Origin of the sequence: Actinoplanes sp. NPDC020271 (genome assembly GCF_044388125.1) — a bacterium.
GTDB lineage: Bacteria > Actinomycetota > Actinomycetes > Mycobacteriales > Micromonosporaceae > Actinoplanes.
Map to the genome: position 1 here is coordinate 1 of NZ_JBIRWQ010000081.1, position 2087 is coordinate 2087.

General features: G+C 71.2%; 1 protein-coding gene. It reads right to left on the reverse strand.

Going from position 1 to position 2087, the window contains the following annotated elements; genetic code table 11:
* On the reverse strand, window positions 1-2039 hold a 2039-nt coding region (locus ACH442_RS47970), incomplete at its 3' end, for a condensation domain-containing protein (RefSeq protein WP_396344915.1).
* Between the last annotated feature and the right edge of the window lie 48 nt (window positions 2040-2087).

The window sequence follows — 2087 nt, forward strand, 5'->3', positions numbered from 1 at the left end:
AACACACCAGCAGCCACATCCAACTCCCGATACGTCAGCTCAACACCGTCACCGACGACCGCCACCGCATCCGGAGCAACACCCACCCACCGCTCGAACACATCCAGCACCGTGCCACCACACACCACCGCCGCAGAGCCACTGAAGCCATCAACCAGCACTTCCCGCTCGGCGTCACCGAGGAGTCCGGCGGTGCTGACCGGCGCGTCCGGGGCTGCTGTCACCGCGTCGAGGACCCGGGCGAACCAGTGGCCGAACGAGAGAGCCTTCGCCGGTACGAACAGGTCGGCCGCGACCGTGACCGAGCCGGCCACTCCCGTGGGGCGGCCCTGCTCGTCGAACTCCTCCGCGACCATGAAGGACAGATCGGTGTCGACCGTGCCGGCGGAGACACCCGCGGGCGTGGTGACGGCGTGCGTCCGCACGCCGGGAAGTTCCAGCCCGGCCCGGTCGGTGTTCTGCAGGGTCAGCACCACCTGGAACAGCGGGTGCCGGGCCAGCGACCGGACCGGCGCCAACTCCTCCACCAACCGCTCGAACGGCACGTCCTGATGCGCCAGCGCACCCAGCGACGCCGCACGCACCCGACCCAGCACCTGCCGGAAATCCGGATCACCCGACAGATCAGTACGGATCACCAGCGTGTTCACGAAGAACCCGACCAGATCCTCCAGAGCCTCGTCCGCCCGCCCGGCCACCGCCGTACCCACCGGAATGTCGACGCCCGCACCCAGCCGCGACAACATCACCGCCAGCGCCGCCTGCACCACCATGAACGTCGTGACACCCTCAGCCCGCGCCAGCCCCACCAACCGCGCATGCACCTCGGGCGAGACGCGGAACGGTGCACGATGCCCGGCGTGACTCGCCCGCGTGGGGCGGGGGTGGTCGGACGGCAACACCAGTTCCTCCGGCGCACCGGCGAGCGCCTGCCGCCAATAGGCGAGCTGTTCGGGCAGCACCTCGGTGTCGAGCAGCCGGTGCTGCCACAACGTGTAATCCGCGTACTGCACCGCCAACGGCTCCCACACCGGCGCCACACCGCGCGACCGGGCCTCGTAAGCGACCGACAGATCCCGCCCCAGCACCGCGCTCGACCAGGCGTCGCCGGCGATGTGGTGCACCACCGTCAGGAGCACCCGCTCCGTGCCGGTGTCGAACAGCCACGCCCGGATCGGCGCCTGCGCCGACAGGTGGAAGGGACGCCTCGACGCCTGTGCCATGGCCTCCGCGAGCGCGTCCGGTGCGACCGGGTGGACCTCGAGGGCCCAGTCCAGTTCGTCGGCGGCGAGGATCCGCTGGTAGGGCTCACCGTCGGCGGACGGGAAAACGGTGCGCAGCGACTCGTGCCGTTCCAGCACGTCGCGCAGGGCCGCTCCGAGCGCCGGCACGTCCAGGTCGCCGTCCAGCCCGAGCGGCAGGGACACGTTGTAGGTGGCGCTCGGCCCCTCCAACTGGTCCAGGAACCACAGCCGGCGCTGCGCGAACGACAGCGGGATCCGGTCGGGGCGCGGGACGGGCCGGAGCGGTGTACGGGCCCGCCCCGCGCCGTCGCCGGTGATCCGGGCAGCCAAGCGGGCCGCGGTCGGCGCCTCGAACAGGGCACGCAGCGGCACGTCGTGACCGAGGATGGCCCGGATCCGGGTGAGCAGCCGCACGGCGAGCAGGGAGTGCCCCCCGAGGGCGAAGAAGTCGTCGTCGGCGCCGACCGTCTCCCGGCCGAGCACCTGGGCGAACGCGGCGCAGAGCAGTTCCTCCCGTACGGTCGCCGGGCGGTGACCCGCATCGGCGGACGAGTGTCCGGGTGCCGGGAGGGCACGGCGGTCGATCTTGTCGTTGGCCGTCAACGGCAACTCGTCGAGCACCATGATCACCGCCGGAACCATGTACTCCGGCAACCGCCCCGCCAGATAACCCCGCAACACCACCGAGTCCACCCCGGACCCGGTCACATAAGCGACCAGCCGCACCTCACCACCAGGACCGTCGCCACGGGCGATCACCGCCGCCTGGCTCACCCCGGGATGCGCCAGCAACACCGCCTCGACCTCACCCGGCTCAATCCGGAACCCACGAACCTTGACCTG